Annotated in this window: 22 protein-coding genes; 9 read left to right on the top strand and 13 right to left on the bottom strand. The window is 66.4% G+C overall.

What is annotated here, in order from left to right; translation table 11 throughout:
• Positions 1 to 25 precede the first annotated feature (25 nt).
• On the bottom strand, positions 26 to 460 hold the full coding sequence (locus tag C6A82_RS12715) for a nitroreductase family deazaflavin-dependent oxidoreductase (protein WP_105342300.1): 435 nt from the start codon (positions 458 to 460) through the stop codon (positions 26 to 28).
• Positions 461 to 549: 89 nt separating this feature from the next.
• Here C6A82_RS12715 and C6A82_RS12710 point away from each other — a divergent pair, with 89 nt between their 5' ends.
• Entirely contained in the window at positions 550 to 744 is a 195-nt protein-coding gene (locus tag C6A82_RS12710) for a hypothetical protein (protein ID WP_105342299.1), read from the top strand.
• Here the strand turns inward: C6A82_RS12710 and C6A82_RS12705 are convergent.
• Both C6A82_RS12705 and fadD11 read right to left on the bottom strand, forming a co-directional pair.
• On the bottom strand, positions 741 to 1,142 hold the full coding sequence (locus tag C6A82_RS12705) for an SRPBCC family protein (RefSeq protein WP_105342296.1): 402 nt from the start codon (positions 1,140 to 1,142) through the stop codon (positions 741 to 743). The genes C6A82_RS12710 and C6A82_RS12705 overlap by 4 nt on opposite strands.
• On the bottom strand, positions 1,139 to 2,959 hold the full coding sequence (gene fadD11 / locus C6A82_RS12700) for a fatty acid--CoA ligase FadD11 (protein WP_311101811.1): 1,821 nt from the start codon (positions 2,957 to 2,959) through the stop codon (positions 1,139 to 1,141). Before fadD11 ends, C6A82_RS12705 begins: the two co-directional genes overlap by 4 nt.
• A 53-nt stretch (positions 2,960 to 3,012) precedes the next feature.
• Between fadD11 and C6A82_RS12695 the strand changes: the two genes are divergently transcribed.
• Positions 3,013 to 3,732 (top strand): hypothetical protein, encoded by a 720-nt coding sequence (locus C6A82_RS12695; RefSeq protein ID WP_105343763.1) that lies wholly within the window; start codon positions 3,013 to 3,015, stop codon positions 3,730 to 3,732.
• Between the two features lie 20 nt (positions 3,733 to 3,752).
• On the opposite strand, the gene dnaE is transcribed toward C6A82_RS12695, so the two are convergent.
• The 6 genes from dnaE to lspA form a co-directional block, all read right to left on the bottom strand.
• Positions 3,753 to 7,292, bottom strand: coding sequence for a DNA polymerase III subunit alpha (gene dnaE, locus C6A82_RS12690; protein WP_105343761.1), 3,540 nt, complete (start codon positions 7,290 to 7,292; stop codon positions 3,753 to 3,755).
• A gap of 337 nt (positions 7,293 to 7,629) precedes the next feature.
• A complete protein-coding gene (locus C6A82_RS12685) occupies positions 7,630 to 8,781 on the bottom strand; it encodes a DUF6596 domain-containing protein (RefSeq protein ID WP_233216844.1) in 1,152 nt (383 codons plus the stop codon).
• 47 nt (positions 8,782 to 8,828) lie between these two features.
• Complete coding sequence (locus tag C6A82_RS12680; protein WP_311101810.1) at positions 8,829 to 9,320, bottom strand: YciI family protein; 492 nt, start codon at positions 9,318 to 9,320, stop codon at positions 8,829 to 8,831.
• A gap of 44 nt (positions 9,321 to 9,364) precedes the next feature.
• Positions 9,365 to 10,285 (bottom strand): EamA family transporter RarD, encoded by a 921-nt coding sequence (rarD, locus tag C6A82_RS12675; RefSeq protein ID WP_105343765.1) that lies wholly within the window; start codon positions 10,283 to 10,285, stop codon positions 9,365 to 9,367.
• A 23-nt stretch (positions 10,286 to 10,308) separates the two neighbouring features.
• Positions 10,309 to 11,238 carry an RluA family pseudouridine synthase gene (locus C6A82_RS12670; RefSeq protein WP_105343757.1) on the bottom strand — a complete coding sequence of 310 codons (930 nt, stop codon included), beginning with the start codon at positions 11,236 to 11,238 and terminating at the stop codon, positions 10,309 to 10,311.
• The gene (gene lspA / locus C6A82_RS12665; protein ID WP_199193677.1) at positions 11,238 to 11,837 is read right to left on the bottom strand and encodes a signal peptidase II; all 600 of its coding nucleotides are present in this window, start codon (positions 11,835 to 11,837) and stop codon (positions 11,238 to 11,240) included. Before lspA ends, C6A82_RS12670 begins: the two co-directional genes overlap by 1 nt.
• Before the next feature lie 17 nt (positions 11,838 to 11,854).
• Here lspA and C6A82_RS12660 point away from each other — a divergent pair, with 17 nt between their 5' ends.
• Positions 11,855 to 12,787: an asparaginase gene (locus C6A82_RS12660; RefSeq protein ID WP_105343753.1), complete on the top strand. Its 933-nt coding sequence runs from the start codon at positions 11,855 to 11,857 to the stop codon at positions 12,785 to 12,787.
• On the opposite strand, the gene C6A82_RS12655 is transcribed toward C6A82_RS12660, so the two are convergent.
• Positions 12,725 to 14,107 carry a DNA polymerase IV gene (locus tag C6A82_RS12655; protein WP_233216843.1) on the bottom strand — a complete coding sequence of 461 codons (1,383 nt, stop codon included), beginning with the start codon at positions 14,105 to 14,107 and terminating at the stop codon, positions 12,725 to 12,727. The genes C6A82_RS12660 and C6A82_RS12655 overlap by 63 nt on opposite strands.
• Positions 14,108 to 14,170: 63 nt before the next feature.
• On the opposite strand from C6A82_RS12655, the gene C6A82_RS12650 reads away from it, so the two are divergent.
• Entirely contained in the window at positions 14,171 to 14,905 is a 735-nt protein-coding gene (locus C6A82_RS12650) for a hypothetical protein (RefSeq protein ID WP_105343749.1), read from the top strand.
• A 65-nt stretch (positions 14,906 to 14,970) separates the two neighbouring features.
• Positions 14,971 to 16,518, top strand: coding sequence for an IS1182 family transposase (locus C6A82_RS12645; protein ID WP_311101844.1), 1,548 nt, complete (start codon positions 14,971 to 14,973; stop codon positions 16,516 to 16,518).
• A 267-nt stretch (positions 16,519 to 16,785) separates the two neighbouring features.
• Here C6A82_RS12645 and ileS read toward each other — a convergent pair whose 3' ends face one another.
• Both ileS and C6A82_RS12635 read right to left on the bottom strand, forming a co-directional pair.
• Positions 16,786 to 20,010 carry an isoleucine--tRNA ligase gene (ileS, locus tag C6A82_RS12640; RefSeq protein WP_199193758.1) on the bottom strand — a complete coding sequence of 1,075 codons (3,225 nt, stop codon included), beginning with the start codon at positions 20,008 to 20,010 and terminating at the stop codon, positions 16,786 to 16,788.
• A 209-nt stretch (positions 20,011 to 20,219) separates the two neighbouring features.
• Positions 20,220 to 20,810: a hypothetical protein gene (locus tag C6A82_RS12635; protein ID WP_233216912.1), complete on the bottom strand. Its 591-nt coding sequence runs from the start codon at positions 20,808 to 20,810 to the stop codon at positions 20,220 to 20,222.
• A 136-nt stretch (positions 20,811 to 20,946) separates the two neighbouring features.
• Here C6A82_RS12635 and C6A82_RS12630 point away from each other — a divergent pair, with 136 nt between their 5' ends.
• The 4 genes from C6A82_RS12630 to C6A82_RS12615 are packed head-to-tail and all read left to right on the top strand — an operon-like array spanning position 20,947 to position 23,737.
• Positions 20,947 to 21,297 carry a helix-turn-helix transcriptional regulator gene (locus tag C6A82_RS12630; protein ID WP_199193757.1) on the top strand — a complete coding sequence of 117 codons (351 nt, stop codon included), beginning with the start codon at positions 20,947 to 20,949 and terminating at the stop codon, positions 21,295 to 21,297.
• 37 nt (positions 21,298 to 21,334) lie between these two features.
• Positions 21,335 to 22,063, top strand: coding sequence for a hypothetical protein (locus C6A82_RS12625; protein WP_105344838.1), 729 nt, complete (start codon positions 21,335 to 21,337; stop codon positions 22,061 to 22,063).
• Positions 22,064 to 22,109: 46 nt separating this feature from the next.
• Positions 22,110 to 23,528 (top strand): NAD(P)/FAD-dependent oxidoreductase, encoded by a 1,419-nt coding sequence (locus tag C6A82_RS12620; RefSeq protein ID WP_105344836.1) that lies wholly within the window; start codon positions 22,110 to 22,112, stop codon positions 23,526 to 23,528.
• Positions 23,525 to 23,737 carry a dodecin gene (locus C6A82_RS12615; RefSeq protein ID WP_105344835.1) on the top strand — a complete coding sequence of 71 codons (213 nt, stop codon included), beginning with the start codon at positions 23,525 to 23,527 and terminating at the stop codon, positions 23,735 to 23,737. Before C6A82_RS12620 ends, C6A82_RS12615 begins: the two co-directional genes overlap by 4 nt.
• A 3-nt stretch (positions 23,738 to 23,740) precedes the next feature.
• Here the strand turns inward: C6A82_RS12615 and C6A82_RS12610 are convergent, their stop codons facing one another.
• Complete coding sequence (locus C6A82_RS12610; protein ID WP_233216911.1) at positions 23,741 to 25,015, bottom strand: serine hydrolase domain-containing protein; 1,275 nt, start codon at positions 25,013 to 25,015, stop codon at positions 23,741 to 23,743.
• Positions 25,016 to 25,033 lie beyond the last annotated feature (18 nt).

Genomic DNA, 25,033 nt, shown 5'->3' with positions numbered 1-25,033 from the left:
GGGGGTTTCCCCGCCAAAACTGAATTCAGCCGACCGGTGTCAGCACGAAGACCGGGATCTCGCGGTCGGTCTTCTTCTGGTAGTCGGCGTAGTCCGGCCAGGCCGCCACGGCCCGGTCCCACCAGGTTGCCTTTTCGTCGCCGAAAACCTCGCGGGCGTCGTAGTCGCCGGTGGTGTCGCCGTCCTGCAGCTCGACTCGCGGATTTCGCTTGACGTTGTAGTACCAGACCGGATTCTTCGGAGCGCCGCCCAGCGACGCGACCACAGCGTATTCGCCGTTGTGCTCGACTCGCATCAGCGGTGTCTTGCGGAGCTTGCCGCTCTTGGCGCCGATGGTGTTCAGCACGACGACAGGCTTGCCGTTAAGTTCGGAATCCGAGCCGCCCGACTGCTCGATCTTGTCGACGTGGTCGCGCACCCATTCGGATGCGCTCGGCTCATATTCTGCGGAAAGCGGCATGCCGCCAGCTTAGGCGGGCTAGCCAAACCGCCTGGCCTGATCCGGCGTTTCGGGTAGCCGAAATATGCCTTACGAGCTATCGTGAAACTATGACCGTCCGCGACGAAGTGCTGATCGCCGGAGTGCCCTGGCCGATGTACAAGCTGGCCGCACTGCTGGTCGGCGCTGTCGTGCTCGTCCTGGTCGGCGTCGTGACAGGCGCCGCTGCGCCTGCCGTGCTGACCGCGGCCGCATCCGCCACCGCCGTGGGACTCGGCCTGCGCGTCGCCGCTTCGCGGCGCTAGCTCTCCGCGAGCTGTCGCAGCCGGTTCAAGTCGGCGGCCACCGTCGCCGCGTCCCTGTCGAACTCCTCGTCGGTCATGCCCGCACGCTGTCGCACGGTGAACACCACCTCGCAGCGCGGCTCATTCTCCCCCGCAGGCAGCACTCGCATGGGGTTGTAGACGGCCTCACCCGACGGCATCCGCACGACGTGGTCGAGCACCCCGAACTCGTTGGCCGGCGCGAACTCGATGACGACCTCACCCATCGGCGAATCGGCGACCCAACCGTCCGCGGTCTGCCGCAGCGCCCCCTGCGCCAGTCCGGACGCCCATCGGGGCAGCTGCGCCGGGTCGGCGGCGATGGCGTACACGACGTCCGGCGCCGCCTCGACCCACACACTGACGTGACGCGACGTCATTGCGCTGGGCTCGTTGCCTTCGGCTCGTGAACCGCATCGGCGACGTCTGCGGCGTAGAGCTCGTCGATCTCGGCGCGGTACTTCTCGTGGACCGGCTTGCGCTTGAGCTTCATCGTCAACGTGATCTCGTCGCCGCCGGGCTCCCAGAACGTCGGCAGCACCCGGAACCGCTTGATCTGCTCGACCTTCGCCAGCTTGGTATTGCCTTCGGCAACACCGGCCGCGATTTCCTTGATCACCTCCGGATGCGCGGCAAGGGTCTCCGGCGAATCATCGGCCAGCCCGCGCTGCGCCGCGCAAGGCGCCGCCGATTCGGCGTCGAGAACGATCAGGGCGGTGTTGTACGGGCGCGCGTCGCCGACCGCGAGGATCACCCCGATCAGCGGGCACGATGCCTTGATCGTGTTCTCGATGTTGGCGGGCGACATGTTCTTTCCCGCCGCGTTGATGATCAGCTCCTTCTTGCGGTCGACGATCCTCAGGTAGCCGTCCTCGTCCGCCTCCATGATGTCGCCGGTGTGCAGCCACCCGTCCTCGTCGACGGCCTCCGCGGTCTTCTTCGGCTCTTTGCGATAGCCCTTCATCACCAGCGGCCCGCGCACCAAAAACTCCCCGTCGTCGGCGATCCGGCCCTCCATGCCCGGCACCAGCTTGCCCACCGTGCCCAACCGGGTTTCCGACGGATGGCTCACTGTCGCAATGCAGCTGAGCTCCGACATCCCCCAGACCTCGGCGATCGGAATACCCAACCCGACGAAGAACGCCAGGGTCTCCTTCGGGATCGGAGCCGCTCCCGACACCGCATGCCGCATCTGGTCGAGGCCCAACTTCTCCCGCAGCTTCGAGAACACCAGCTGATCGGCCTTCGCCCATTCCGCGTCCGCAGCGTCGTCGAGTGGTTCACCGGCGACCAACGCATCGGCCTTCTTGCGCGCGACCGACAGTCCCCACTGCAGACCCATGCGCTTGGTCTCGTCGGGCTCGTTGGCAGCGGCGAACTCGATCGCCGCCTTCAACTTCTCCCAGATCCGAGGTACCGCACCCCAGATCGTCGGTCGCACATCCGGCAGTGCGCCCGCGATGGCCCGCGGGTCATCGACCGTCGTGATCTGGGTGCCGAACACCTCCTGCAGATACAGCGCACCCATCCGGTCGGCGATGTGCGCCGTGGGCAGAAACGACGTGCTTCGGTCGCCGAACCGCACTCCGAGCACCTCGTCGATCGCATACGCCTGAAACAACAGGTTCGCGTGCGTCACCTCGACGCCCTTCGGGTTCCCCGTAGTGCCCGACGTGTAGATCAATGTGGCCACATCATCGGATTGCACTGCCCGCCACGACGCCTCGAAGTCGAAGTCATCAGCGCCCGCTGCGATGAGGTTCGCCACCGACATCGTGCCTTCGGGTGAGCCGTCCAGGCAGACGATGTGATCGATGTCGGCACCGCTGGCGCGAATACGCTCGACGTACTGCGCCTCGCACATGATCACCTTGGTGTCGGCGTTGTCGAACAGGTAAACCAACTGCTCGGCTGGCAGGGTGTTGTAGACCGAGAACGAGATCGCACCGACGTGTTGCGCACCGACCTCGAGCGGATAGAACTCGACGCGGTTGGCCATCATCAACGAGACCGTGTCGCCGCGCTTGACGCCGAGCCCGGCCAGCCCGGCCGCGACCTGACGCACCTGTTCGGCGTACTCCCGCCAGGTCAGGGTCTTCGCGTCGCCGGGCGTCCGCAGCGCGACGGCGTCCGGCTCGACGGCGGCGATCCGTTGAAAGGCTTCACAGAGAGTGGCAGGCCGATCCGATGTGCTCATGATTCACAACCTAGGCAATCACACTGTGCAGATGAACGGTTCACCGGAATCCGATCTGCGCCGCGAGCGTCTGCTCCGCTTCGCTTCGCGAACTCACAGCCGACGCGGGACGACGGGTACCTGCCTGGGTGCGGCATGGCGACCCGGAGAGTGCGATACCGGTACGCCTGGCCGTGCTGGCGGTGATGGCGCAGCAGGTCGCCATACCCAGGGCCTACACCGTCGTACCTCGGTGGCCGTTACTGGTTCTCGAGGCGCTTCTCATGGTGGCACTGCTGGCGATCAACCCGCGGGTCATGTCGCGCCGGACGCGTCTCGGCCGATATGCCACCTGGGGGCTGCTGGCGGCGATCACCATCGACAACACCGCGTCGGCGGTTCTGCTTGACGTGCGCATCATCAGCGGCGAGGTCAGCAACAACGCGGCCGTTCTGCTCGGCAGCGGCGCGGCGATCTTCGTCACCAACATCATCGTGTTCGGCATCTGGTACTGGGAACTCGACCGCGGCGGTCCGTTCGCCAGGCACGCCGGTGAGCGGCCCTACCCCGACTTCCTCTTCCCCCAGATGACGACTCCTCATGTGGCAAAGCCGGATTGGCGTCCGACTTTCGTCGACTATCTGTATGTCAGCGTGACCAATGTGATGGCCTTCTCCCCCACCGACACCATGCCGCTCGCCCGCTGGGCCAAGGCGCTGATGACCGTGCAGGCGATGGTCGCGCTGTCCACCGCCGCGCTCGTCATCTCGAGAGCGGTGAATGTCTTGGGTTGATCAGGCGGCGGCCGCGGCCATCACCCCAGGCAGCCGGGACCGAGCAGCGCCTTCAGATCCCCCATCAGAGCCGACGACGGGGTGACTCGGAGCGACTGATCCAGTTCCAGCGTGGTGATGCGCTCGCCGCTGATCAGCCGCAGGTGGACCTGCGAGGTGCCCGGGTGGCGGGCGAGCACCTGCTTGAGGGCGTTGACCTTGTCGATGGTGCACTGCCGCGTCGGCAGGCTCACCGCCAGCGGCCGATCCATGGCGGCATTCGAGAAGTCCGGCACCACAAGGTCGTTGGCGATCAGACAGATCCGGTCGTCCTGGATTCTGACCTTGGCGCTGACGAGCACGACGGCGTCGTCGACCACCTCCGCGCCGTAGCTGGAGTACGTGTGAGGGAAGAACATCACCTCGACGCCGCCGGTCAGGTCCTCCAGTTGCGCGGAGGCCCAAGGCATTCCGTTCTTGTTGACCCGACGGTTCACCCCGGTCAGAATCCCGCCCACCCGCACCTGCGCGTCGTTGGGCACATCGCCGTCGAGGATCGACGGAATCTGGGTGTCCACCTGCGTGGCCAGCAGATGGGCGATGCCGTTGAGCGGGTGACCGGACACGTAGAGGCCGAGCATCTCCCGCTCGAGGGCGAGCTTGTGCTTGTCCTCCCACTCCTCGTCGGGGACCTTGATGGTGAACACCGCGTCGGTGGCGGTATCGGCCCCGCCGAACAGGTCGAACTGGCCCATCGCCTCGGCCTTCTTGGTGCCGAGCACCGAGTCGACGGCGTCGGTGTGCACCAGGAAAAGCCCCTTGCGGGGATGACCGAGCGAGTCGAAAGCACCGGCCTTGATCAACGACTCGGTGACCTTCTTGTTGCACGGGCCGATATCGATTTTGTTGAGGTAGTCGGAGAAGTCGATGAACTTCCCCTTGTCCGTGCGTGAGTTGATCATCGAGGCAACGACGTTCCCGCCGACATTGCGGACGGCGCCGAGCCCGTAGCGGATGTCCTCGCCGACCGAGGCGAAGTTCAGGCTGGACTCGTTGACGTCAGGCGGCAGCACGGTGATGCCAAGCCTGCGGCAGTCCGCCAGGTAGACCGCGGCCTTGTCCTTGTCGTCGCCCACCGACGTGAGCAGCCCGGCCATGTACTCAGCCGGATAGTTGGCCTTGAGATAGGCGGTCCAGTAGGACACCAGCCCGTAGCCTGCGGCATGCGATTTGTTGAACGCGTAGTCGGCGAACGGAAGCACGGTGTCCCACAGCGCCTTGATGGCTGCGGCAGAGAATCCGTTGTTCTTCATGCCTTCCGAGAAACCCGCGTACTCCTTGTCGAGCACTTCGCGCTTCTTCTTGCCCATGGCCTTGCGAAGAATGTCTGCTCGGGCGAGCGAGTAGCCTGCCACCTTCTGCGCGATGCGCATGATCTGCTCTTGGTAGACGATCAGCCCGTAGGTCTCGGCCAGGATCTCGGCCAGTGGTTCGGCCAACTCGGGGTGGATCGGCCTGATGGCCTGGCGATTGTTCTTGCGGTCGGCATAGTCGTTGTGGGCGTTCATGCCCATCGGTCCCGGCCGGTACAGCGCGATGACAGCGACGACGTCTTCGAACCCGGTCGGCTGCATGCGGCGCAGCAGGTCGCGCATCGGGCCGCCGTCGAGCTGGAAGACGCCGAGAGTGTCTCCGCGGCCGAGTAATTCGTACGTCGGGCCGTCGTCGAGCGGCAGCGACTCCAGGTCGAGTTCGATCCCCCGGTTGGCCTTGATGTTCTCCAGTGCGTCGCCGATGATGGTCAGGTTGCGCAGCCCGAGGAAGTCCATCTTCAACAGGCCGATGGCCTCGCAGGACGGGTAGTCCCAGCCGGTGATGATGGCGCCGTCCTGCGGCCGCTTCCAGAGCGGGATGGCCTCGGTCAGCGGTTCGCTGCTCATGATCACCGCGCAGGCGTGCACGCCGGCGTTGCGGATCAGGCCCTCGAGGCCGCGGGCCGTCTCGTAGATGGTGCGGACGTCGGGATCGGTGTCGATCAGCCCGCGGATCTCGGCGGCTTCCTTGTACCGGGCGTGCGTCGGGTCGGTGATGCCCGACAGCGGGATGTCCTTGGCCATGACGGGCGGCGGCAGCGCCTTGGTGATGCGGTCGGCGATCGCGAAGCCCGGTTGTCCGTAGTGAATTCGAGCCGAATCCTTCAGTGCGGCCTTGGTTTTGATAGTGCCGAAGGTGATGACCTGCGCCACCCGGTCATGACCCCACTTGTCGGCGGCGTAGCGGACCATCTCGCCGCGACGGCGGTCGTCGAAGTCGATGTCGATGTCGGGCATCGATGCGCGTTCGGGGTTCAGGAAGCGCTCGAACAGCAGCCCGTGCTCGATCGGGTCGATGTCGGTGATGCGCAGCGCGTAGGCCACCAGCGACCCTGCCGCCGACCCGCGGCCTGGACCCACCCGGATGTCGACCGACCGCGCATACCCCACGAGGTCCGCCACGATCAGGAAGTACGACGGGTAGCCCTTGGCGCAGATGACCTCGATCTCATAGGCGGCCCGCTCCACGTAAGCCGACGGCACGCCTGCCGGAAATCGGCGGGCCAGCCCCGCATCGACCTCGTGGCGCAGCCAGGACCCCTGGTCGTGACCTTCGGGCACTGGGAACACGGGCATCCGGTCGCGGGTCTCCCACACGTCCTTGTAGGACTGCACGCGTTCGGCGATGAGCAGCGTCGAATCGCACGCCCCGGGGATCTCGTCGTCCCACAGCGACCGCATCTCCGCGGCGGACTTGAGGTAGTAGCCGTCGCCGTCGAACTTGAACCGGTTCGGATCCGACAGGGTCTTGCCCGTCTGCACGCACAGCAGCGCCTCGTGGTTGTGCGCGGCGTCGCGGGTGACGTAGTGGCAGTCGTTGGTTGCCAGGGCCGGTATGTCGAGCTTGCGACCGATCTCGAGCAACCCGTCGCGGACCCGGCGCTCGATCGAGAGGCCGTGGTCCATCAACTCGAGGAAGTAGTTGTCCGCGCCGAAGATCTCCCGCCACTTCGCGGCGGATTCCAGCGCCTCGCGGGCATGGCCGAGCCGCAGCCGGGTCTGCACTTCGCCGGACGGGCAGCCGGTGGTGGCGATGATGCCCGCGGCGTGCTCGGCGACGATCTCGGAGTCCATCCGCGACCACTTGCCCAACTGGCCCTCGAAGGATGCCAGCGACGACAGCCTGAACAGGTTGCGAACGCCCGTCGCGTCCTCCGCCACCATCGTCAGGTGGGTGTAGGAACCGCTGCCGGACACGTCGTCGGCCTTCTGACCCGGGTCGCCCCACAGGATGCGCTTGGTGTCGAAGCGCGATCCCGGCGCGATGTAGGCCTCGACGCCGATGATCGGCTTGATTCCGGCATCGGTGGCCAAGTTGTAGAACTCGCTGGCGCCGAACATGTTTCCGTGGTCGGTCATGCCGATCGCCGGCATCTCCAGCCGCTGAGCCTCGGCCAGCATCGGAGCGATCTTCGCGGCGCCGTCGAGCATCGAGTACTCGGTGTGGTTATGCAGGTGCACGAAGGACCGCGAAGAGGAGCCGCTCATAGGGACGCCAGTCTATGGCCGCCGACCGACGAGTTCGGGCGTGTCGCGATGCGTGTCTTTCAACCGTCCGCGTTATCCCGCGAACCGCCTTGCGCCTGCCTCGAGCGGCAGCGCGAGGCCGTTGACCAGATAGCTCACCGTCCGATACGTTCCCGCCAGCATCAGGAGTTCCAGTATCGCCTCGTCAGGGAAGTGGGCAGCGAGCCGATCCCATAGTTCGTCGTCGACCGAGCAGGTGGCGTGAAGGCTGTCGGACAGCTCGAGCAGCAGCCGGTCGTCGGCAACGCGACCTGCTCCTCGGTCAGCCGGCGATCCACTGACCTTCCTTGGACGCGAGTCAGCCGAGTAGCGCGCCGAGGCGCGAATGCAGGTAATCCGCGACCCCCGGGTCGGTCGTGAGCCCGATCGCGGCACGAAACGCGTCCGCTGCGGCCTGTGTCCGGCCAGCCTCGGCAAGTAGGTGGGCCCGAGTGCTCCATGCCGGCTGGAAACGGTCGATCGCCGGGTCGTCGATCGCCGCCAGCGCGCGAAGTCCGGCGTCCGGTCCGTCGATCTGTCCTTCCACCGCGGCCGACGCGACGGCCGCGCCGAGCGAGGGTGCCGCGCGCAGCAGGGCGCGATAAAGCTTGCGCAAGGCGGGCAGCTCCGTCGGGCGCGTGCAGTGCGCCGACTGAATCGCGGCCTCGTACTGGAAGCGGGCAGGTCGCCCGATCCCATGCGCCCGTCGCAACAGCTCCTCGCCGCGGGCGATCAGCGTGGCATTCCAGCGCGTCGAATCCTGCTCGTCGAGCGGAACGAAACGGCCATCGACGCACCGGGCCGGCCTGCGCGCCTCGGAAAGGCACACCAGCGCCGCCAATCCGAGCGCCTCCGGCTCGTCGGACAACAGTTCGGCGAGCACAAGGGCAAGGTGGAGTGCCTCGGCCGACAGTGTTTCGATCGGCGCCATCTGCGGTGTGCGCTGCCAGTCGATCGCGTAGGCGCCGTAGACCGCCTCGAGTACCGCGGCCAGTCGTAGGGGTAAATCGTCGCGTGCGGGCAGGGCGAACCCGATACCCGCGTCGCGGATGCGCTTCTTGGCACGCACCAGCCGCTGAGCCATCGCGGCCGGTTCGACCGCGAAGGCCTCGGCGATTGCGGCCGCCTCGACGCCCAGCACCGTCTGCAGCATCAGCGGCGTACGGATGTTCGGGGCGATCGCGGGATGCGCGCAGACCAGCATCAGTTCCAGCCGCCGGTCAGGTATCGCGGGCATGTCGTCGACTTCGATTGCAGCGTCGTGGTTTTCGTCCAGCGGACCGGTCATTCGGTGGGCATGCGACCGCCACAGATCGCGCAGGCGGTTGCGCGCGACGGTGAGCAGCCACCCTTCTGGATTGACGGGGATGCCCTCGTCGGGCCACCGCACGAGCGCGCGCTCCAGCGCATCGGCCAGCGCATCCTCGGCTGCGGCGATATCACGGGTGGGCTCCGCCAGCAGCGCGAGCAGCCGACCGTACGAGTCGTGAACGAGGTCGGCTACCCGCTGCTGGACCCTTACGGGTTGTACCACCCGCGCTCCGCGGCGTATGTCCGTGCCACCGGGCGGATCTCGATCGAACCCCAGCCGTTGGCGGGGTTGCGTTGCGCCCACTTGATCGCCTCGTCGAGGTTGTCGACCTCGATGACGAAGATGCCACCGAGCTTCTCCTTGGTATCGGCGAACGGGCCATCCTGGATTTCCGGTGTGCCGTTGCGGCCCGTCACCGTCGTGGTGGACAGGGCGGAATCGAGCACCTCGGTGCCGATCAGCACACCGGCCGCGGACAGCTCGTCGGCATATGCGGCGAAGGCGGCCATGGCGGGAGCCATGTCCTCTTCCGTGAGACCGGCTTCGGGGCCTTCCTGGTAGTGCATCAACAGGCAATACCGCATGTTGTTGTCCTCCTCTGCGTTGATTGTGACCTCGTCACCGCCATGACGTTTCGGTCGGGACCGAATCGACAGTTGGCGACCGAGCAGTCCTCGCAGCACATTGAGAGCGCTCATCGTGGATCTCCGCATCGGTGGTCACCACCCGGGCTGGGCGGTGCTCACCGACTAGAGGAGCGGCCGGTGTCGGACATTCGCACACTTTCTTCGTCAGTTGCCTGCGCTTGTTGCGAGTTTCGCCGGGCCCGCCAGAGCGCGTCGCCGGTGAAGACGGCCAACGCGACCCAGATCAGCGCGAAGCCGACCCATCTGCCCGGCGGCATCGGTTCGTGTCCGACGAAAACCCCCCACGCCATCTGCAGTCCCGGGTTGAGGTAGAACAGCAGGCCCAAGGTCACCAGCGGCAACCGCTGCGCGGCCGCCGCGAAGAGCAGCAGCGGGATCGCGGTCACCGGACCGGCGAGAAGCAGCAGTGCGGCGTGCCCAACCCCGTAGTCGACGAAGTGGGCCGCATCGGTGACCTGGAGCCAGACCATGTACCCGAGCGCGGCGGGAAGCGCCCACAGCGTCTCCACCGTCACACTCACCCGCGGATCGGCGTCGACCACCTTCTTGATCAGCCCGTAGAGACCGAAGGAGAACGCCAGGATCAGTGCGACGTAGGGGACGTCGCCCACTTCGGCGGTCAGGACGCCGACGGCCACGACGGCGAGGAGGAGCGCAAGGAGCTGCCACCGGTTGAGCCGTTCGCGGAAGACGACCACGCCAAGCGCGACGGTGACCAACGGGTTGATGAAGTAGCCGAGAGCGGCGTCGACGACGTGGCCGTGGGTGACCGCCCAGATGTACGTGCCCCAGTTCAGCGCGATGAACACCGACGCCGCGAGCAGTTGGAGCCAGGTGCGGCCGCGCAGCCTACGCAGATCGCCCAACCGGCGCACCACGGCGAGAAGTACCACCAGCAGCACCGCGCTCCACACGAAACGGTGAGCCAGGATCTCCGGCGCGGTGGCGGGCAGCAGGAGAAGAAAGAAGCCCGGGCAGAGCCCCCACCAGATGTAGGCGCCCGCACCGAACAGCAGCCCTGAGCGCCGCCGTTCGTCGCTCACAGTTCTTGGTGGCGCAGGACCTCGAGGGCGTTCTGCAGATCGGAGGGATACGGACTGCTGATCTCGATGCGGTGGCCGTCAGCGGGATGGGCGAACGCGAGCGTCCTGGCGTGCAGCCACTGTCGCTCCAGGCCAAGCTTTTTGGCGAGCACCGGGTCGGCACCGTAGGTGAGGTCGCCCGCGCAGGGATGGTGTAGCGCGGCGAAGTGGACGCGGATCTGGTGGGTGCGGCCGGTCTCCAGCTCGATGTCGAGCAGGCTGGCCGCCTGGTGCGCTTCCAGCGTGTCGTAGTGGGTGACGCTGTGCCTGCCGCCCTGCGTGACCGCGAACTTCCAGTCGTTGCCGCGGTGTCTACCGATCGGCGCGTCGATGGTGCCGCTCGACGGATCCGGATGTCCTTGCACCAGCGCGTGATACTGCTTCTCGACGGTGCGCTGCTTGAAGGCTCGCTTCAAGACGGTGTAGGCGCGCTCGGAGAGCGCCACGACCATCACGCCCGACGTCCCCACGTCCAGACGGTGCACGATCCCCTGCCTCTCGTGGACTCCCGATGTGGTGATCCGGAATCCCGCGGCCGCGAGGCCACCGAGCACCGTTGGCCCGTGCCAGCCGACGGTCGCGTGCGCCGCGACCCCCGCCGGTTTGTCGACCGCGACGATGTCGTCGTCGGAGTGAAGGATGGTCATGCCCTCGATCTCGACGGGCGTGTTCTCCACCGGCGCAGGACCTTCGGGCAGCCGCACCTCCAACCACGCGCCGGGGGTCAGACGGTCGGACTTACCCGCCGGAGCACCGTCGAGATCGACACCGCCGTCTTCGGCCAGCGCCGCCGCGGCGGTGCGGGACAGGCCGAGCAGCCGGGCCAGTCCGGCGTCCACGCGCATCCCCGCCAGTCCCTCCGGCACAGGCATCGAGCGGGTGTCCATCAGGAGGATTCGGCCTCACGTTCGCTCACTGCCTCCGGTTCCGGATCATCGCCGGGCCGCCGCCGCCCCACGGTGTCGAAGTCGAATCCGAACAGCGACAACACGACCAGCAGGATGGCCCCGCCGACCACCGACGGGTCGGCCACGTTGAACACCGGCCACCACCCGATGGAGAGGAAGTCCACCACGTGGCCCCGCAACGGCCCGGGAGAGCGGAAGAACCGGTCCACCAGGTTGCCCATCGCACCGCCGAGGATCATGCCGAGGCCCAGCGCCCACCACGGCGACACAAGGCGCCTGCCCATCCAGATGATGCCGACGACCACACAGCTGGCGATCAGCGTCAGCACCCACGTATATCCGGTGGCCATCGAGAAAGCGGCGCCGGAGTTGCGGACCAGTGTCCACGTCACGGTGTCGCCGATGATCGAGACCGGCTGACCAGGCGTCAGCAGCCTCACCGCGAGAACTTTCGTGACGATGTCGAGTGCGAGGATGACGGCTGCCACCGTCACCAGGAGCCGGATTCGACGGCGAGGCTTCTGTTCGACGTCGACGGCCGATTCATCAGTCACTCCCCCATCATTCCAGGGCGCGATTTTGCAATGATGGGGGCGTGAGCCGCCTCGTCGTCATCACCACGGGCGGCACGATCGCCAGCAGCACCGGCGCCGACGGTGTCAAACGGCCCGCTAACAGCGGCGCAGACCTTGTTTGCGGGCTCGACGTCGACGTCGTCGACCTGATGTCGCTGGACAGCTCGCAGTTGACACCCGCCGACTGGGATGCCATGCGAACGGCCACTTCAGCGGTCGCACAGCACTCAGACGTCGACGGTGTGGTCATCGCCCACGGCACCGACACCCTGGAGGAGACAGCGCTGTGGCTGGAGCTGACGTATGAGGGCCGGGTGCCCGTCGTGATCACCGGCGCCCTGCGGAGCTCGGACGCGCCCGATGCCGACGGGCCGGGCAATCTGCGCAACGCGCTGGCCGTCGCCGCGAGCCCGCAGGCCAGAGATCTCGGTGTGCTGGTCACGCTCGCCTGCACGGTGTGGCAGCCGCTGGGTCTGCGGAAGGTCGCGACCACCGATCTCTCCGGTTTCGCCGGGGTGGCGATCGGCACGGTCGACGACGGGCGCTTCACGGTTACGGCCGTCAAAGACCGGCCGTTCCTCGGGGAACTGCCGAGCGCGGACGCGCCGCGGGTGGACACACTTGCGGTGTACCCGGGCGCCGACGCGGTCGCGATGGACGCCTGTGTGGCGGCGGGCGCGAGGGGAATCGTGTTGGAGGCCCTCGGGTCGGGCAACGCGGGGGCGGCCGTGATCGCGGCGGTGCGGCGGCACTGTGGCAACGGGGTGGCGGTCGCCGTCTCGACGCGGGTGCCCGGCGCGAAGGTCAGCGCCGGTTACGGGCCGGGACGCGAGCTTGTCGACGCGGGCGCGGTGATGGTGCCGCGACTGCACGCTGCGCAGGCCCGCGTGCTACTGATCGCTGCCCTGGCGAGCGGCTCGTCCGTCGACGACGTCATCGCCAGGTGGGGGTGACTCAGCGCCCAACCGGTCGATGTAGTCCGCCCAGTCCAGGCTGTCGACCGGGTTTGCGCGTCGAATATCGGCGATGTCGTCGCTGAACGTCCGGACCGGCCCGGGACCGGTGCCGCGCGTCTCGAACCGCACCGTCATCACCCCGTGGCCAGCGCCCTGGATCCAGCCGTGGCCGTAGTCGGTGTGCACGACGTCGTCGCCGATCCGCCAGGCCGGAGCCCGCTCCGCGACCTGGCGCAGCGTCTGCGGCAGCCCGGTGTCCGACACCTCCTCGGCCATCAGTTCCAGGTCGGGGAACAACGACTCCTGCCGGACCTCCGACAGTCCCGAAAAGCCGACGCCGACAAGGCGAATGGGCCCGACATCGATGGGGTCGAGCAGTAGTCTGCGCGCTATCGCGGTCAGGGTGGCGGCGTCTGTGGTCGCATACGGCAGCGTCGCGGAGCGGGTCAGGATGCTCATGTCCGACTTCTTGAGCTTGACGGTGACGGTGCGCGCTCCGCGGCCGTCCTTCTCCAGGCGGGTGTGGGCGTGGTCGCCGATCGAGCCGATGGCCTCGCGCAGCTGCTCCAGGGTGGTCAGGTCTTCGGGGAACGTGGATTCGGCGCTGATCTGCTTGGCAGGCCCGTTCTCGGCGACCGGACGGTCGTCGATTCCCCGTGCCAGCTGATGCAGCGCGGGCCCGACGGTGCCGCCGAGGATATTGGCCGCCTCGGCGTCCGACAGTGCGGCGAAGGCGCCGACGGTCTCGATGCCTAGCCGGTGCAGTTTCTCCTCGGCGACCGGGCCGATGCCCCACAGCCGCCGGACGGGCAGACCGTCGAGCAGCACGCGTTCCTCGTCGCGCCGAACCACCCGGATTCCGTCGGGTTTGGCCAACCCCGACGCGATCTTGGCGATCTGCTTGCCCGAGCCCGCCCCGACGGAGGCGACAAGTCCGGTCACCTCGCGGATCCTGCCCCGCAGCCCCTCGCAGAACGCCTCCACGTCCTGCGCGCTCGCGCCTGCCAGTTCGGCGGGCTCGCCGAAAGCCTCGTCGAAGGACAACTGCTCGAGCACGGGCACCGCGGCGCGAACGGTATCGAGCACCCGCCTGCTGGCCACGCCGTAGACCACGCCACGCGGTGGGAGGACCACGGCGGTCGGGCCGACCAGCCTTCGGGCCTGATGCATCGGCATCGCCGACCGCGCGCCGTAGACCCGCGATTCGTAACTGGCCCCTGCGACCACACCGCGGCCACCCAGGCCGCCGACGAGCACCGGGCGTCCACGCAGCGTGGGTCTGGTCAGCTGCTCGACCGACGCGAAGAACGCATCCATGTCGAGGTGCAGTACCCAGCGCGTGGCCACACCTTTCGATGCTAGGACGCTAGCCTGGCGAACATGACGCAAGAGGTGAGGGAAGTCGGCACCTTCGGCCGGTGGGTCGAGCACTTCGAGCAGAACCACAAGGTGCACGCCGTCAACGACGCGGCCATCGACTTCGACGGCCGATGCGAGATATCCGACTCGGTGCGGCGGCCGCTCATCGAATCGATCCGGCGGTTCCAGCTCGGTGAGAGCGGCGACGGCGAACAGCTGCTGCGCAAGGCCGCTCGCGCGGGCGATCCCGAATATCTGCGCGCCGCGCGGCTTTTCGTGGCGGAAGAGCAGCAGCACGCCGCACTGCTCCTGCGACTGCTCGGCTATCTCGACGGCCGACCGATGCGCACGCACTGGTCGGATGCGGTGTTCGTGCGGCTGCGCAGGCTGATGGGTCTGCGGACGGAGTTGATGGTCTTGACCGTGGCCGAGGTCGTCGCGCTCTCCTACTACGGCGGCCTGGCCGGCTCCGGCCCCGACGCGGTCACACGGGCGGTCGCCGACCGGATCGTCGCCGACGAACACCCGCACGTCCGGTTCCAGGTCGATCGGCTGCGGGCCGGCTTCGCCCGGTCACGCATCGGGGCACGGGCGCTCGCGTTCGCCTTCTGGTGGGTGACCGCGGTCGGCGCCACCGTCGTGGTGTCGTTCGACCACGGCCCGCTGCTCGACGCGATCGGCTACCGGCGCACCCGGTTCATCCGCGATGTGCTGGCCGACTTCGCCGAGGTCGCCGCCGCGGTGCTGCGCCGCTAGGAGACTGCTGAATTATTGCGGCGTGGCGGGGGTGCTTGTGCTGGGGTTTTCGGGATCATTAGATGGTGCAGGGTCGATCTGATGATCAGCGAGAGTTGTTGGATGCCGAGTCGGTGGCCGGGCATCTTCTGAAGTCCGACAGTGTGTTTGCGTTCCTGTCCGCACATCGGAGTGAGTTGTTTCCTGAGGAGATGTTCGCCGATCTGTTTCCCTCGCGGCGGGGTCGGCCCAGTGTTCCGGCTGAGGTGATGGCCAGCGTGATCACCCTGCAGGCGCTGCACGGCCTGTCGGATAACGAGACCGTCGACGCGGTCACCTTTGACCTGCGGTGGAAGGCGGCCTGCGGATTGCCGATCACCGCACCGGCGTTTCACTCCACGACGTTGACCTACTGGCGGCGCCGACTGGCGGCCTCAGCTCGGCCGAACCGAATCTTTGAGGCGGTCAAAGCCGTCGTCACCGAGACCGGCGTGTTGGCCAAGAAGACGCGGCGGGCGTTGGATTCCACCGTCCTCGATGATGCGGTGGCTACTCAGGACACCGTGACTCAGTTGATCGCCGCGATCCGGCGGGTCCGCCGCGAGGTTCCCGCCGCCGCGGCGGTGATCGAACAGCACTGCACTGCTCACGATTACGACGACCCGGGCAAGCCCGCGATTGCCTGGAACGACAAGGCCGCCCGTGACGCATTGGTAGATGGCCTGGTCAGTGATGCTCATCGAGTGCTCGGGCATCTACCCGAGCACGAACTCGATCCTCGGGCTGCTGAGGCGGTGGCGTTGTTGGCGCTGATCGCCGGCCAGGACGTCGAACCGGTCGAGGGCTCCGATGGCACCGACGGGCACTGGCGTATCGCGCAGAAGGTCGCCCCGGATCGGGTGATCTCCACTGTGGATCCCGACAGCCGCCACGCCCATAAGACGGTGCACCGCCGTCAGGACGGGTTCAAAGCCCACCTCGCGATCGAACCCGACACCGGGATCATCACCGACTGCGCGCTGACCAAAGCCAGCGGATCTGACAACCACGAAGCCGTCATCGGGTTGGCCCTCCTGGAGGACGAGCCGAGCCCGGTGCGAGTGCTCGGCGATTCGGCCTACGGCACCGGTGCGACTCGCGCTGCGCTCGCCGAGGCCAAGCACACCACGATCATCAAACCGATACCCCTGCGCTCCCCGGTACCCGGCGGATTCACCACCGATGACTTCACCATCGATTTCGACGCCCGCACCGTCACCTGCCCGGCCAACCACACGCTGCCGATTCCGCCCAGCGGCGGAGTCGGTTTCACAACACGTTGCCGCTCATGCCCTTTAGCGTCTCAATGCACTACCGCGGTTAACGGACGCAAACTCACCCTCAGTGAGTACGAACCGCTGCAGCGCGCAGCCCGCAGTCGAGCACGCGACCCCGAGTGGCAAGCCGAGTACCGCCAGCATCGGCCCATGGTCGAACGCTCCATCGCCTGGCTCACCCGCAACAACCGCAGAGTCCGCTACCGCGGCGTCACCCGCAACGACCACTGGCTGCACCACCGCAGCGCCGCACTCAACCTGCGTCGCCTCATCTCACTGGGCCTGACTCACACCGGAACTACCTGGGCTATCGCCTAACACAGTTGGATTCCGGCCTTGCCGACCGCGAGATCCAGTGTCACGCTCGATTTCGGCGGGGCGACCTCTTCTGTCGACCCACGGGTCTGACTTCACACCGCCGCACGACGGCTCGAGGCGCCCCGCCCCAACGCCACTAATTCAGCAGTCTCCTAGACCTTCGCGGTAGCCACTTCGCCCCAATATTGCACTCATGGTCGGTGGTCTGAGCGTGATCACGACCGCATGCGCAATCTTCACGTACGCCAGCAAGCTACAGACGACAAGCTAAGAGCGCCGGTCGGTCTTCCTCAGCCGGAATGGGTAGCCGCCACCAACTGAGCCAGTAAACCAACCATCCGCGTCCGTTTGAAGACTCAGACGACCGCTTGCCATGTCAAGACCCGAATCATCCGGTTCCCGTAACTGCAGATCTGCGTCTTCCTTGAGCTCGAAGTTCGTTGCCAAGAGTTCATTCGCGATCAGGTCGCGAAGCCCATCGCGCCATCCCCTGGGCAGCTCCCGAATTGTCAACTCCAATTCGATGCGGTCTCCAATGTCGAGACCGAACCGGCGTCGGGCTTCTTGAAACTCCCGGATCATGTCCCGCGCCCAGCCCTCGGCCTCGAGTTCGGGCGTGACCGTCCCGTCGAGCACCACGAGCCCCGAACCCTCCGGCAGCGCCGCGGTGAATTCGGGGTCTGCTGCCACGAGCCTGGAGCTGAACTCCGCGGGCAGCAGTACTGCGGGGCCCGCGGTCAAGGTGCCGTCGGCGTTGACCACGCCCTCGCCCGCCTTCACCGCCTTGATCGCGGCCTGCACGTCCTTGCCGATGCGCGGGCCTGCCGCACGGGCGTTGACCGTCAGCTCGAAGCGGCCGTAGGTCGCGATGTCGTCGGTGAGTTCTACCTCCTTGACGTTCAGCTCGTCGGCGAGCAGAGCGCGGAACGGCTCGAGTCGGCTCGGGCCATCAACGGCGACGGTCAGTTTGGGCAGCGGTAGGCGCACCCGCAGCTTTTTCGCCTTGCGCAGCGACGACGCCGCAGAGGCCACCTCGCGAACTTGATCCATGGTGGCGACCAGGTCGGCGTCGTGGGGCAGGTCTGCCGATTCGGGCCAGTCGGCGAGATGGACCGACCGCTCGCCGGTGACGCCGCGCCAGATCACCTCGGTGACGAGCGGGAGCAGCGGCGCGGCCAGCCTGCCCGCGACCTCCAGAACGGTATGCAACGTGTCGATGGCATCGGCGTCCTCCTCCCAGAACCGCGAACGCGACCGCCGCACATACCAGTTCGTCAAGGCCTCGGTGAACTGCCGCAGCTCGTCACACGCGCCGGAGATGTCGCAGACATCCATCGAGGCGGTCAGGTCGTCCCGCAGCTGTGCGAGCTTGGCCAGAATGTAGCGATCCAGCACGTGGGTGGAGTCCGTGCGCCAGCTGCCCTTCTTCGGCGCGTAGAGCGCCAGGAACGTGTATGCGTTCCAGATCGGCAGCTGCACCTGCCGCACACCCTCCCGAATGCCTTGTTCGGTGACGATCAGGTTGCCGCCCCGCAGGATCGGCGAAGCCATCAGAAACCAGCGCATGGCGTCTGAGCCGTCGCGGTCGAAGACCTCGGTGACGTCGGGATAGTTGCGCAGCGACTTGCTCATCTTCTGGCCATCGTTACCCAGCACGATCCCGTGTGACACACAGGTTTTGAACGCCGGGCGATCGAACAGTGCGGTCGCCAGCACGTGCATCATGTAGAACCAGCCGCGGGTTTGGCCGATGTATTCGACGATGAAGTCTGCGGGAAAGTGCGACTCGAACCAGTCGGCGTTCTCGAACGGATAGTGCACCTGCGCGTACGGCATCGACCCTGAGTCGAACCAGACGTCGAACACGTCCGGGATGCGCCGCATCGTCGACCTGCCGGTCGGGTCATCGGGGTTGGGCCGTGTCAACTCGTCGATGTAGGGGCGGTGCAGGTTGTCCGGCCGCACCCCGAAGTCGCGCTCGAGTTCGTCGAGGCTGCCGTACACGTCGATGCGTGGATAGGCCGGGTCATCGGAAGTCCACACCGGAATCGGGCTGCCCCAGAAGCGATTTCGAGAGATCGACCAGTCACGCGCGTTGGAGAGCCACTTGCCGAACTGTCCGTCCTTGACGTGTTCGGGATACCAGGTGATCTGCTGGTTGAGCTCCACCATGCGGTCACGGAACGCGGTCACCTTAACGAACCACGACGAAACCGCCCGGTAGATCAACGGGTTGCGGCACCGCCAGCAGTGCGGATAGGAGTGCTCATAGGTTTCGTGCCGCACGAGCACCGGGGCGTTCTGCGCCGCGGGACCGGTCTGGTTCTTCAGGTCGCGGATGATCTGCGGATTGGCCTCGAACACGTGTTGGCCGACGTAGTCGGGCACAGTCGCGTCGAACCGGCCCCGTGGATCCACAGGGGTGACGGCGACGATGCCCGCAGGCGTCGTGACGCCCATGTCCTCCTCGCCGTACGCGGGCGACATGTGCACAAGGCCGGTGCCGTCCTCGGTTGTCACGTGTTCGCCCGCCAACACCTGGAAGCTGTTGGCCGCGTCCATGAAATACGGGAACGGCGGCAGGTAGCGGGTGCCGAGCAGGTCCTCACCCGAATAGGTGGCCAGGATCTCGGGCTCTTCTCCGAGCTCGCGCGCGTATGCCGCCAGCCGCGCCTTGGCCAGCACATACCGCCGGCCCTCCGCCTGCGCCGCGACGTATTCGATGTCGGGATGGACGGCCACGGCCTGGTTGGACGGCAGCGTCCACGGCGTCGTCGTCCACACCAGGAGGTAGGCATCGGCCAGCGGGCCTTCTCTGATCCGGAAACCGACCGTGATGGCCGGGTCCTGGCGGCTCTGATAGACGTCGTCATCCATCCGCAGTTCGTGGCTGGACAGCGGGGTCTCGTCGTTCCAGCAGTACGGCAGCACCCGGTAGCCCTCGTAGGCGAGGCCTTTGTCCCACAGCTGCTTGAATGCCCAGATCACCGACTCCATGAACGGCAGGTCGAGGGTCTTGTAGTCGTTCTCGAAATCCACCCAGCGCGCCTGGCGCGTCACGTATGCACGCCACTCCTCGGTGTACTTGAGTACCGAGGCACGACACGCATCGTTGAACGCACCGATGCCCATCTCTTCGATCTGCGCCTTGTCGGTGATGTCGAGTTGGCGCTGCACCTCCAATTCCGCGGGCAGCCCGTGGGTGTCCCAGCCGAAGCGGCGGTCGACCTTGTAGCCGCGCATCGTGCGGTACCGCGGCACGATGTCCTTGACATAACCGGTGAGCAGGTGGCCGTAGTGCGGCAGGCCGTTGGCGAACGGCGGTCCGTCATAGAAGACGTACTCCGGCGCGCCTTCGCGGCGCTCGACGCTGGCGCGGAACGTGTCGTCGTCCGCCCAGTAGGAAAGGACGTCGGATTCCAGCGCCGGGAAATTGGGCGCGCCTGCCGCCGGCTTGGGATAGGTGCTCACGGTCGTGCGTCTCCATGCCAAATGTCGTTCATGGCACGGGGACGACGATGCGCCGGTGCGCGAACGCCGCGGTACCACCCCGCTTGCGCACGTGGGTGCGCCGCTCGAATTGCGGCTGTGACGGGCCTACCCGTTCGGGTCTACTGAGCCAGACCGACGGCCTGAGCTGTTCTTCCGAAGGCTCCCCGGTGATGGCCGGATCAGCGCCGCTGTGTGTCGATTCTAGCGACTCAGTGGCCGACGGCCATCGGGGTGTGCGGCTGAGGCGAGGCCTCGGAGGTCAGTTCGATCAGCGCCAGCGGCAACTGCTCCGCGAGTTCCTCGATGGTGTAGGCGTCGAAGCTGCGGGTGTCATACCACCAGTCCAGCGCAACGAGGCCGTCGGCGCGGTAGGCCCGAAGCTCGAGCGCATGTCGTAGCCCCGGCTCGGTGCCGAGATAGGAGAAGAAGATCTCCGACGGCGGCGCAGCGGCGACCTTCGGGGCGGTCGGGCCTGCGGAGAGGCTGCGGTGCACGGCCCCGAGCGACTCCGTCGCGGTGGCCAGACCCGCTGAGGTGCACGACAGCGGGATCGATCCGCGGCCGGCAACGTCGACGAGCACCACGCCCTCACCGATAGTCCTGGCGATCGCGATACCGAGGGCCGCGAGCAGGATTTCCTCGCCTGCAACGCCGAGGTACCACTGCGCGCCATCGAGCTCGCCGGTGAGTGTGCTGTTCAGAGGCGCCGAGATCTTCGCGAGATCGGCGGCCGCCGGCGCGTCCACGGTCTCGTGATCAGCGATACGAAACGGGGTGCTGGCAAATTCTGCAATCAACATAAAGCTAACACTACGGGTGCAGTCCCAAAATTGGGAGACCTCTCCCAAAAGTGTGACACCTGCGTCAATAACAGCAATGGATTCCGACGCTCGATCCGCACTGCCCATTTGCGGGAGAACACGTTACAGTTATGGGGTGCCACGTACAGATGAGAACGGCAGACAGCTAAAAGCCCTGCTTGACTACCTCCTCGACGGCGACGTCGATTCGAAGGACATCTACGACGCGCTCGGCGTGTCTAGCAGCACGTACTACCGGCGGATCAAGGAAGAGTTCTACCCCGACGCCGAGGAGCTTCGCAGGGTCGCCGACAGGTTCGAGCTCAGCTACCCCGACCTGCAGGTTCGCTTCGGGCTGATGAGCCACCAAGAAGTGCAGAGCTACTTCGAATCCGCCGGTGGCGCCGTGGCAACCGCGGAAGCGCGCCGTGTACGCCCGCAGAAGCTGTCCGAAATGAAGCCTCGCCTGGACGCCCCGCCGCTGTAGAATCTGCTGGTATCGATTCAGCGCAAAGGCGATACAGATGGCCCTCGCAACACTCCTAGCGATCACGATCGCTTGTATCGGATGGAGCCTGTGGATTCGGCGCGTGACGTGGACGTGCCGTTGGGAAGTCGCCGCGACGCTCAATATCGCCCTGCAGGGCCTGGCGGTGCTTCTGATGTCGCCGCTCGCCTCCGAAACGCTCGGACACTGGTTGTTCGCGCTCACCGGTAAGTGGAATCTCGAGGACTACCTGGGCCACGACTGCTACATCGTGGCGGCGTCGGCGATCGTCTACAACACTCTGGGCAGGCTCGCCGACGACGAGGCCATGCAACGATCATTCAAGCAATACGTCGAACGGCCCGCCACGGTCTGCATCCCGATACTGCTGGTCACGTTCTCGGTCGGGAACGGCGCACGAATCTACGCACCGGACTTCTTCACCGTTCCGACCGACTTCTGGCTCAACCTGTACTGGTTGCTGCTCTGCGGCACCCTGATGTATCTGCTGGTCTACGGAATCCGCGCCACGCTGGTGCTGCGGAGGGATCCGCGCTCGCGCACCATCGCCAACTTCTACCTCGCCTCGTCTGTCGCGGGCATCATGGCGTGCGTCATCCGCATCGTCACAGCTTTCGTGCCGTCCTTCCAGAACGTGGTGGGCAGCACCATGGTCTGGGTCTTCGCCTGCATGTGCGGCGCCGGATTCGCCTTGGCGTCGGCGCATTCGTGGCGAATCAAGATGAAGTGGTTCACCCGGGTCTGACCCGATACGGTTATCGTTGCCTCGCCATCGACATGGGGAGCAACGCGTGACACAACCGACCAAGCCCGCACACCGCCACCGCGTCGTGATCATCGGGTCGGGCTTCGGCGGCCTGACAGCCGCCAAACGCCTTCGGCGCGCCGACGTCGACGTCACGCTGATCTCGAAGACGACGAGTCACCTCTTTCAGCCGCTGCTCTACCAGGTGGCCACGGGCATCCTGTCCGAAGGTGAGATCGCGCCGACCACCCGGCTGGTACTGCGCAAGCAGAAGAACGTCCGGGTGCTGCTTGGCGAGGTCGAGAACATCGACCTGACCGCACGGACCGTGACGTCGAAGCTGATGACGATGGAAACCGTCGTGCCCTTCGACAGCCTGATCGTCGCCGCGGGTTCGCAGCAGTCCTACTTCGGCAACGACCAGTTCGCGACCTTCGCGCCCGGTATGAAGACCATCGACGACGCGCTGGAGCTCCGCGGCCGCATCCTCGGCGCGTTCGAAGCCGCAGAGGTCACCACCGACCCGGCCGAGCGGGAACGCCGGCTGACGTTCGTCGTCGTCGGCGGCGGCCCGACCGGCGTGGAACTGGCGGGCCAGATCGCCGAACTGGCCACCCGCACGCTCGCCGGAGCGTTTCGCACCTGCCGTCCCACCGATTGCCGGGTCATCCTCGTGGAAGGTGCGGGCGCGCTGATCCCGCCGATGGGCCCCAAACTCGGCGCGCAGGCGCAGCGCCGGCTGGAAAAGATGGGCGTCGAGATCAGGTTCAACTCGTTGGTGACCGACGTGGACTACATGGGCGTCAAGGTCAAGCACAAGGAAGGCGGCGAGGAGCGCATCGAGTGCGCGTGCAAGGTGTGGTCGGCAGGCGTGCAGGCCAGCCCGCTCGGAAAAATGGTGGCCGATCAGTCCGACGGCTCCGAGATCGACCGCGCGGGCCGGGTCGTGGTGCAGCCCGACCTGACGGTCAAGGGTCATCCCAACGTCTTCGTGATCGGCGATCTGATGTCGGTCCCCGGCGTGCCCGGCATGGCACAGGGTGCGCTGCAGGGCGCCAAGTACGCGACCAATCTCATCAAGGGCGAACTCGCCGGCCGCGACGATCCGGCCGACCGCGCCCCGTTCAAGTACTTCGACAAGGGCAGCATGGCGACCGTTTCGCGGTTCAGCGCGGTCGCTCAGGTCGGCAAGTTCGAGTTCGGCGGGTTCATCGCGTGGCTCGCCTGGCTGGTGTTGCACCTCGTGTACCTCGTCGGCTTCAAGAACCGGTTCACCACGCTGATCACCTGGTTCATCACCTTCATCAGCCACAGTCGCGGCCAGATGGCGATCACCAGCCAGATGATCTACGCCAGGCTGGCCATGGACATACTGTCCGGCCAGCAGAACCTCGACCTCGCGCGGTCTCCGCTTGCCGCGGTCGAAGCGGCGGAGAAATTCGAACGGGAAAGAGGCGCGTCGTGAGCGATCACACCTACCGAATCATCGAGATCGCCGGAAGCTCACCCGACAGCATCGACGCCGCTATCAAGAACGCGATCTCTCGTGCGTCCGAGACGATCCGCGGGCTCGACTGGTTCGAGGTGACTTCAGTGCGCGGCCACCTGACCGACGGCGAAGTCGGACACTTCCAGGTGACGCTGAAGGTCGGCTTCCGGATGGAAGACGCGTAGCCCTCACAGGGCGACGGACTGCTGCTCACCGACGAACGGCGCGCCGAAGGCGGGCACCGGACGGTATCCGCGCTTGCGTGCCGCGGTTGCGCCCCGGCGGATCAACGCCGCCGTCGCGACGAACCCTGCCTGATCGGCCAGCACGAACGGCGTCAGCAGGCGGTTGTGCACGTAGCCGAAGGACATTCCCGTGGTCGGGTCCGCCCAGCCGAGTGACCCGCCGAGCCCTGCGTGACCGAATCCGGGCATCAGGCCACCCAGCGGAATGGAGTGGTAGCCGAGGTGAAATGCCATGGGGAACACGATGTTCCGGTCGGGCCGCAGATTGGGCCTGCCGATCAGGCCCGCGGCCAGCTCCGGGGACAGGAACTGCTTGCCGTCGACCATGCCTCCACACGCCAGCGCGGCGTACATCTTGGCCAGACCCCGCGCCGTGGCCGTGCCGTTGGCGGCGGGTATCTCGCCATCGAGGAACGGGGTGTCGCCCTGCACGACGGACACCATTTCGGGGAAGTACAGCGCGCCGAGGCCACTTGACCACTGCAGCGCGGCGAGTTTGGGCACGAGGCTTCCGAGCAGGGCGTTCTTGACGGTGCCCTGCGGAATGATGATCTGCGACGTCGTGGTCGGCGACCCAACGGGCGGGCGACCGAGATGCAATCCGTCGATCTCCAACGGTTCGGCCAGCTCTTCGCGAATCAATTCGCGCATGCCCTTGCCGGTGACCGAACGCGCCAGACCGGACATCAACCAGCCGTACGTCAGCGCGTGGTAGGCGCCCTTGCCGTAGAGGACCTTGTTGACGGGCGCCGCCGCCAGCCGCTCCTCCATCTTGAGATGGTCCATCAACTCGGCCCTGCTGACCCCGTTGAGCTGGGACAGTCCAGCGCGGTGCCGCATCATGTCGCGGACGGTGATGTGCGCCTTGCCGTTGGCGCCGAACTCTGGCCAGTACTGCGCGACCGGAGCCTCGTAGTCGATCAGGCCGCGGTCGGCGAGCCGGTGGATGACCGTCGCGGCCATGCCCTTCGTTGCGGAGAAGACCATGGCGCCGGTGTCGGCGGACCAGTGCGTGGTCCCGGCGCGGTCGGACCAACCCGTCCAGACGTCGACGACGGGCTCGCCGTCGAGATAAACCGACAGCGCGCCTCCGCCGTAGCGCGGACCAGGGAACATCGTGGAGAAGGCCCGCACCGCACAGGCGAAGCGCGGATCGGCTGCGCCTTGGACACCGTGTGGAAGCGCCGCGCTGCGCTCCACGCTGTCAGAGTGCGTCACAATGCATCTAATTTACCT

The sequence above is a fragment of the Mycobacterium sp. ITM-2016-00318 genome (assembly GCF_002968285.2).
Taxonomy (GTDB): domain Bacteria; phylum Actinomycetota; class Actinomycetes; order Mycobacteriales; family Mycobacteriaceae; genus Mycobacterium.
This window is presented reverse-complemented; position numbering and strand designations above follow the sequence as displayed.

Bases quoted from the DNA above. Each gene is read 5' to 3' on its own strand.
- C6A82_RS12715 (WP_105342300.1), bottom strand. From the start codon at position 460: ATGCCGCTTTCCGCAGAATATGAGCCGAGCGCATCCGAATGGGTGCGC.
- fadD11 (WP_311101811.1), bottom strand. From the start codon at position 2,959: ATGAGCACATCGGATCGGCCTGCCACTCTCTGTGAAGCCTTTCAACGG.
- C6A82_RS12625 (WP_105344838.1), top strand. From the start codon at position 21,335: ATGGCCCTCGCAACACTCCTAGCGATCACGATCGCTTGTATCGGATGG.
- dnaE (WP_105343761.1), bottom strand. From the start codon at position 7,292: ATGAGCGGCTCCTCTTCGCGGTCCTTCGTGCACCTGCATAACCACACC.
- C6A82_RS12705 (WP_105342296.1), bottom strand. From the start codon at position 1,142: ATGACGTCGCGTCACGTCAGTGTGTGGGTCGAGGCGGCGCCGGACGTC.
- C6A82_RS12650 (WP_105343749.1), top strand. From the start codon at position 14,171: ATGACGCAAGAGGTGAGGGAAGTCGGCACCTTCGGCCGGTGGGTCGAG.
- C6A82_RS12655 (WP_233216843.1), bottom strand. From the start codon at position 14,107: ATGGATGCGTTCTTCGCGTCGGTCGAGCAGCTGACCAGACCCACGCTG.
- C6A82_RS12710 (WP_105342299.1), top strand. From the start codon at position 550: ATGACCGTCCGCGACGAAGTGCTGATCGCCGGAGTGCCCTGGCCGATG.
- C6A82_RS12680 (WP_311101810.1), bottom strand. From the start codon at position 9,320: ATGAGCGCTCTCAATGTGCTGCGAGGACTGCTCGGTCGCCAACTGTCG.
- C6A82_RS12635 (WP_233216912.1), bottom strand. From the start codon at position 20,810: ATGTTGATTGCAGAATTTGCCAGCACCCCGTTTCGTATCGCTGATCAC.
- C6A82_RS12670 (WP_105343757.1), bottom strand. From the start codon at position 11,238: ATGGACACCCGCTCGATGCCTGTGCCGGAGGGACTGGCGGGGATGCGC.